The organism is Segatella cerevisiae (genome assembly GCF_024054555.1).
Lineage (GTDB): Bacteria > Bacteroidota > Bacteroidia > Bacteroidales > Bacteroidaceae > Prevotella > Prevotella cerevisiae.
The window spans coordinates 1-7491 of sequence record NZ_JAMXLY010000074.1 but is presented as its reverse complement, the minus strand read 5'-3'; the positions used below and the strand labels follow the sequence as shown (position 1 = coordinate 7491).

Below are 7491 nucleotides of genomic sequence, written 5' to 3'. Positions count from 1 at the left end.
ATCAATCTGCAGCGTGACGCTCGCCGAGGCGTTACACGACGCCTCTTGCCGCTATGCGCGCTCTCCGTGGATGAGTATATTATTTAAATAAAAGTTAAACATTGTCTAAAATTGGGGTATAGTATACCCTTAGAGGTTACCGAATAGATACGATTTCCCCTCAGAATCACAGCCACCCCCTTGGAGACAGCAGTATCATAAGCTCTTCTTCCATAAAGAGAAAGTCCCTTTTTAATATAATACAAGTCCGATTTCATTCTTACCTCCTTATATGACACTTGCCGATCATAAATAAATTGTTTATACGTTAAACTGTACCTCTATGTATTATCACACTACGAAATTACTAAAAGCTGACGATCTGTGCAACTTTTTTAATCATCGTTTATTAAATTATTTTGAGCAGATACAATTTCGTCAACGGATTTATTCCATAGAATTAACACCTATTTATTGCAATAAAATTCCAAAATTTCCCAACAATTTTGCAAGAGGACAGCACCCTAATGCTTCTTCATCCTACTTTAATACATCCCTATTCTGTATTATCCAATATTATTGCTTCGAGACAATCCAGTTAATATCCACACCATTTTCTTGCAGATATGCAACAATATTTTCAGATGTAATATCTACCAGTTCGCAACATACAGGTAGTTTCTTAAAAATCTTACCGTCATTAATATTACGCGTTTCATCTGTAACGACCTTTATATTCTGATTAAAAAGATGAGGAAGAGAATTTTTCTGCTTAGCAAAAAGCATCAACCTAAAATCAGCTGTATTCATGAATTTTTCTTTCAACACAGCATACTTTTGGTTTCTTGAAGATTCATCTGCTGAAAGTTTCCGGTACGCAGATTGAACACAAAACTGATTGTCAATGATATCATTTGCTTTCTTATCAATTGGTATTTTTAATGTAGAAATACTAGTTTCACTTGACAAGAAAGGTAAGTGCATAGGAATCTCACCTTTTTTTTGATATTTGCATTCCTCATAAACAGCATCTATCACTAGAAGTTCTTTTTTCTGGTACTGATGAGCCAGAAAGTTAACCAGAGTTTTGTCTTTGTCAAAAGGCAAGTAATACTCCACAAGCCTGCGTAAAGAGCACGTATCTATCAATGCTACCATAAATATTTTCCTTCCGCTTCAGCTGGAGTTATCTTAAGCTGGCTGCAAAAAGTAGGCTCATTGATGACGCCCTTAAAAAAAGCATACTGCATACTTTCCATAAAAAGCTTGGAGATAATAGGTTTAGCTGTTCTTGCAAATTTTTTCTTCTTTTCCCCCTCATCAACAGTCAAAGACTCTTTACGTTTTTTCACTGCATCCAGATGTTCCTTGCAAATATTCTCATAATCCGGCAGAGACACCTTATTAGCATAGAGACAATGTGTATATAGTGCAGTGGTACTTATATGAGTACAGTCCGCTATCGTACGAATGATAGCCCGGCCATAGTCATTTGAAGAATCCAAATACCCTTCACTGTCGATTTTTTGTATCGCATCACCAACTATAAATCTAAAGGCGAACTCATTACACCAATTTTCCACTGGAGAATCAGACCTTGAAAATATTTTTTTATTGTCGATATCAACAGTATTAAGGTCTTCTTCATGCAGGAGGAAATGTCCCAATTCATGGGCCAAAGTGAAGATTTCCCGTTTATACCATTGCTGATGCTTTAGGATAATCATATTAGGCTTCACACATATTCCGTCAACGTTAGCCTTCTCTTTTTTATTCCAGTTCTCCACAAATTCAAAAACATAGACGCCATGCTCTGAACACTTATTAATAAATGCCTTAAGAAACTCTCTTTGGTTTTTCCTCCTCCTGTCAGGATAAAAATCTCTTCGGACTTCATTTGCTACAATCTGAGGATCATCCTCTATAGAATAACTCTTCTGATAAACATTGATGATATTATCCGACAATGAAGCATAGGCATCCAACTGAGTCTTTAATCTCTCAAACTGGAATACAATACGGCGTGTTTCCTGATTCGGTTCAGAACAGAATGATTTCTTGCGGAAAAATATACTTTGGCTATGTTCCGTAGACAATGGGGTAAAATCATAAAAGAAGGTCATCCCACATTTGAAATAAGCCTCTATCTTTTTCAAGACAGACAACTCGATCTCAGGCGAAAAAACATCCTTATCCCTCAAAAGGCTTTTCCTATCCTCATTAAGCACAGACAACAATTCTCTTTCTGACAAATTGAAGTATGTCAGAAGATATTTAATTCTATCTGTGTTTACCCCTACTCTCATAAGACAATATATACTTATAAAAGGTCAAATATTTTTTCAGACACAACTATCAAGAAGCCTGGTAAAGCAATTCTAACTTACTTAGTTTCAACAATATATACTTTTCCTAACTGCAAAGATAATTGATTTCAATGATAAGAGCAATTATTTTATCCACTTTTCCAAGATTCGTGTAATTTCAGCAGAGCACTATTGAACTGATTTCAAGAAATTAAAAAATCAATGATATCCTTGCTGAATAGAAAGAAAAAGACTGCATTTGAAGGACATTAATATCCTTTCCCATCTACAACATAGCAGCACTTTTCCTTATGTTTTCCAAACGTTTGAGGAAGGATTTATCATAACAAGCCTTCTGTTTGTCATAATCCGCTTGCAAGCCAATCCAGATGTCAGCATCAATTCCGAGCGCAGCCTCCAGAAGGAGGGCATACTCAATAGTCACAGAGCGCTTGCCATTAAGCACTTCATTGAGAGCAGACATAGAAATGCCCGTCATATCAGCGAGTCTTTTCTGTGTCATTCCACGACTTTCTATTTCATCCTTAATCATTTCACCCGGATGTATCAGGTTCGATGGCTCCAGATTGTTTGCTATCATTCTTGGATCAATACCTTTCAGCGTAATCATATTTCTATTATTTGTAATGGTTCGACAAATCAATTATTCTGCATACCTTTAGAACAGGTGTTTCAAGATTCTCACTAATAGTAAACTCTATGCGATATTTGTCATTTGCCCTAATTGAGAATTTACCTTCCTTGCCGCCCTTCAAAGGTTCAAAGTTCAAGGAATTTATCCGTCTGAGGTCATCTGGTTTCTTAGCCTTTTCCAAGAACTTTATCCCCTTCTGAAAACCCCTTATGACCTGCGGCTGATACCGATGCTTCTTCTCTTCAGTAGTACCATGCTCGTAAATATCTTGCAGGTATGTCTTTTCAAATACGACTATCATGCTTGTTTCATTAGTCTATGTGCGAAGATACAAACAATTAATAAAATTCGCAAATTTGAGAATAATTATTTTTGATTTTTTTCAAGAGACCTTGTACTAGCCTTTTTTGTTGACACTAGAAATAATTTTAAAGGTAAGCGACCAATTAATGTCAATCCCTTGAAGCAGGGCATTTTAGGATGCCATGATTGTAAGTTTCAAATAAAGCAGAAGTGATCTGAATCTATCGTGGATTGACCAAGTTTCCTATTCTTGGCTTATGATCATATACAGGAAAAACAATTTCTTAAGATCTGTTGTACACTGAATCATTTCTTGATTTCTAATGTGAGTACAAATGTAACTGTTATTAAAGGGCAGAACAAGATGCCTGTCCTGGACACTTACAGAAATATTGATGCAGCTCCATTAAGGATGAGGATATTCCGACTCAATCCTTTTAGACAAGAAATATCCCTTTATACAATTAGGATTACAAACGCAAATTTGAATACGATTTTTCTCTCTGAAACCAGCATTAAGATATAAAGGTTTCACCCCAAAAGACTCCTTTGACAGAATCATACCCTGGCTCCTTTTTATGGGCCTCTTTATCAAGTTTTTTGGCAGTTTGAATCACTGCGCAATCTAACTTTCGAATGAGGAGATCATCAGAATGGCCTACAGATGTATTCTTCGGAAGCTCTGTCCCTGTTTTCTGACACATTGACACCAAAATGCCTCATAGCCTGTTTAAGTTCATTCAAATATAAATTGTCAGTAAGATCTAGGCTGTATCCCGAATCGATTATAGTTCCTAACACAGCAGGAGATTTTACAGATGAATCTTTTCTTTTAACTCAATCCTCTGCCCATTGACGTGCACGTTCCTCATTATTTCCAAAAAAATAATACCATTTTCCAACCAGTCATCATCATTTTTACTCGCCCAAAGTTCAGTTTTTCAGGCTACCACCCTTTCGGCAACATATTGATCACAACCAGGGAAGCCGATTACAAGATTTGAACGCTTCGAATACAAAGATTCCACTATCTAAGATGAGATGCCAATTTCCCATTTCGGTCTATTATTCCCGCTTCTTTCAGAAATTTATTTGCACTTTCCTTAGTAGCAGTGGCCTTCTTTATAGCAGCTTTCAGTCTTTCTTCTCTTCCTTGAAATAAGTCCGTCATTATCTTACCTCCCTTGCAATAATTTGTATCTCTTAGTTCAGAGATAAAGTTCTTTTTTCAAAAGCGTTAGAACAAACGTCTTCATTTATTATTTGACAAATACCAAGTACGATTTCTTTCTAGCCTCCTTAATAACTGTCATAAAGATACATATTAAACAGAATATGGCATTTCTCCTACTCGATTTCAACTCTTTTTATCAATAGCTTTTATCGTTTTAATATATGGTATTAGGGACGATTGAAAGATGGAAAGAAAAATGTCTTAGCCTGGAAAAAGTTGACTTAAAGAAGTTAAATTTAAACCAGGAAAGAGATGAAAAAATATTACGAATTCACGGAAGCAGAGCAACGGTCAGTACTGAAGGATTACTACGAGGGCTGTATGAGTTGCCAGTCATTGAGTATGAAATATGAAACATCCCCATATCATATTCAAAAGATTCTTGCTATATTTGCGAGGAAAGATCCGGAAGGTATAAAAAATCTTGAGGAGGCAAGAATCATGAAAAAGCAAAGGTTGCAGGCAGAGGAAGCATCAAAATTGCCGGATGACACAGAGTCCTTGAAGAATGAGGTGCGCCGTCTTCAACAGGAGCTGAAAAGTGCACGGTACCGTGCCCATGCTTTCAATACGATGATAGACGTAGCGGAAGAGACCTATCACATTTCCATCAGAAAAAAACATGGCGCCGAACGGTAATGAGACTTCTTGCAGAACCGGACCATTCCACGGTGGAGATGACCTGCAAACTGTTTGGCGTAACGAAGCAAGCCTGGTATAAGAACAATGATCATAGCATGGACAGGGCAGCCAGGGAAGACATGGTCATCCAATATGTAAAAGGGATCCGTCTAAAGGATCCCGGTATGGGCGGAAGGAAACTATGGCGGATGTACAGGAAACGCTATGGCAGTAAAATTACTGTCGGCCGGGACTGTTTTGTGCATATTCTGAGCTGCCGGGGACTGACCCTGCGCAAACCACGGCAACATCCCCGGACAACCGATTCGAGGCATGACTTGCCGAAGTATCCGAATCTTGTAGAAGGTCTCATTCCGGATCATCCGGATCAGGTATGGGTCAGTGACATAACCTATCAGGTTATTTGTCCGGAGAAAAACTCGGTGGATTGTGACTTTGTCCGTCTGTCCCTTATTACAGACGCATATACGAAATCCATAAAGGGGTGGAGCGTCGGTGATACATTGGAAACGAAATACCCGCTTATAGCCCTGAAGATAGCATCGCTGCAGACAGGGTTGTGGCATAGAATGAATGGCTGAATAGTTACATCTTACTGATAATCAATTAAATAAATGTTAAATCAACTTATTCAGCGGACCCTAGTTAGTATTTCTTCCAAATCATATACCATCTTAAGATACTCCTCTTGTGATATCTCATTCTCCCGAGACTCCACTCCTACATGTAGTTCGCCACCAGAGACACGACTATGCATTGTATTTAAGGTATTTATAACATTTTTATCATTACACATGTTTTTTAAGGCCTCCCATTGTATTCTACTATTTTTATTAGAAAATTTGGTTGGAACTTGACCATTGAATATTTTTTCATCTATAATATGTTCTATTGCTATTCTAATATTTGTTGCTGTCTGCTGGGCTCCCAAAAAAGGGTTCTGTTTTAACAATTTTTTAGCTTTCTCTATATAGTCACTTGCATTATCTTTATCTTTTGAAATTATAACTCCCCTATCGTTTTTACCTTCTGATTGTACTTGAAGCAAATAAATATGCTTTCCTTTACTAGAGTTACATCCACCATATATATTTTTACAAATATGATTTTCTTTTGAACATTCAAAAGCATCTAAAAAAAGTCTATTATGAGTAAAAACTATTACTTGATTATCTAGACCCATAAGTATATTAGCAAAATTACCAGCAATTCTATGATCCAAGCTAGTCACAGGGTCATCAAAAATAATAGGATTAGTAATGTGACATAATTTTGTCTCAGTAACAAACAAGGCTAATCCTACTCCTTTTTGTTCACCTTCACTTAATATCGTTTTAATATCATTTCCATTCAATTTCATTACCATATTGACAACACCTTTGTTTTTTTCAGCTAATTCTAAGTCTACTGAAAGATGGTCAAGTTCAAGCAATTTAAGCTCGTTATTAAATTCCTCTTTTAATTGTTTGGTTATAAGTTGTCCAAAAGCAATTTTAGATAGTTTTGTAATCTTTCTTGTAGAAACTGAACTGAATAACGAATTTAAATTATTCACTTTTTCCATATCATTCATCCATCTTGTAAATAGGGCTTTATTCTCAGCAATATATTTATTTTGCAGTAATGGTCTCAATTCTTTTTTAAATTTTTCAATTTCGATATTTTTCTCAGAGTTTTGCTTATTATATTCTTCTATTCGTTCTCCATAAAAAGAGATTAATCGATCAAACTTTGAAAGAATATTAATATCGTCAAACATATATACACTAAATTCTTTTTTATTGAGGCAATTTGCTAAAACTGAATATTGGGAATTTAGAAATGCATCTAACTCTCCAATATTCTTAAAGAATACATTCGTTTCTTTATCTTCAGGAATACTAATAACATTTAATTTCTCCGAATAAAAAGAATATTTTATATTACAAAAATCGTTAATTTTTATAGCTATTTTATGTTCTATCTCAGAAAAACACTTCTCAGTTTCATCATTCAAGAATATAGAATAAGCACTGATTATATCCAATGCCTTTTTATTTAATGGTTGATGGCAATAAGGACATTCATTACTTTTAGGTAATCCTTCTGTATATAAAACCCCTCGTTCTATAAATTTTTTCCAAATCTCTGAATTAAGATCTCCTATGCCATTCAATATACCAATACTTGCTTTAACATCTACACATTTATTATAAAAAAAATGAAAATTGAAAATCAGTTCTTTAACTTCATCTATGTTATTTAAATATAATACTCCCCAATTTTAGTACAGGTGCTAAAGTTAAAGAATATTGTTTATCTTTGCACTAAGTAAGAAAGGAACAGAAATGGGAAGAAGAAGTAAGTTTGAACCAAGTTTTAAGGCAAAGGTA

Annotated in this window: 7 protein-coding genes; 2 read left to right on the top strand and 5 right to left on the bottom strand. The window is 35.5% G+C overall.

From position 1 onward, the window contains the following. Window positions 1-555: 555 nt before the first annotated feature. From NG821_RS12055 to NG821_RS12040, 4 genes are all read right to left on the bottom strand, one after another. Window positions 556-1137: a Rossmann-fold NAD(P)-binding domain-containing protein gene (locus NG821_RS12055; RefSeq protein WP_252761907.1), complete on the bottom strand. Its 582-nt coding sequence runs from the start codon at window positions 1135-1137 to the stop codon at window positions 556-558. Beyond that, window positions 1131-2135 (bottom strand): ImmA/IrrE family metallo-endopeptidase, encoded by a 1005-nt coding sequence (locus tag NG821_RS12050; protein WP_252761906.1) that lies wholly within the window; start codon window positions 2133-2135, stop codon window positions 1131-1133. The genes NG821_RS12055 and NG821_RS12050 overlap by 7 nt, the downstream gene beginning before the upstream one ends. Before the next feature lie 436 nt (window positions 2136-2571). Next, on the bottom strand, window positions 2572-2916 hold the full coding sequence (locus NG821_RS12045) for a HigA family addiction module antitoxin (RefSeq protein ID WP_252761905.1): 345 nt from the start codon (window positions 2914-2916) through the stop codon (window positions 2572-2574). A 7-nt stretch (window positions 2917-2923) separates the two neighbouring features. Next, window positions 2924-3241: a type II toxin-antitoxin system RelE/ParE family toxin gene (locus NG821_RS12040; protein WP_252761904.1), complete on the bottom strand. Its 318-nt coding sequence runs from the start codon at window positions 3239-3241 to the stop codon at window positions 2924-2926. A 1488-nt stretch (window positions 3242-4729) separates the two neighbouring features. Here NG821_RS12040 and NG821_RS12035 point away from each other — a divergent pair. Beyond that, window positions 4730-5116, top strand: a complete 387-nt coding sequence (locus NG821_RS12035; protein WP_252761903.1) for a hypothetical protein — start codon at window positions 4730-4732, stop codon at window positions 5114-5116. After that, window positions 5116-5700 (top strand): hypothetical protein, encoded by a 585-nt coding sequence (locus tag NG821_RS12030; protein ID WP_252761902.1) that lies wholly within the window; start codon window positions 5116-5118, stop codon window positions 5698-5700. Before NG821_RS12035 ends, NG821_RS12030 begins: the two co-directional genes overlap by 1 nt. 50 nt (window positions 5701-5750) lie before the next feature. Here the strand turns inward: NG821_RS12030 and NG821_RS12025 are convergent, their stop codons facing one another. Then, entirely contained in the window at window positions 5751-7274 is a 1524-nt protein-coding gene (locus NG821_RS12025) for an AAA family ATPase (protein WP_252761901.1), read from the bottom strand. Window positions 7275-7491: the final 217 nt, after the last annotated feature.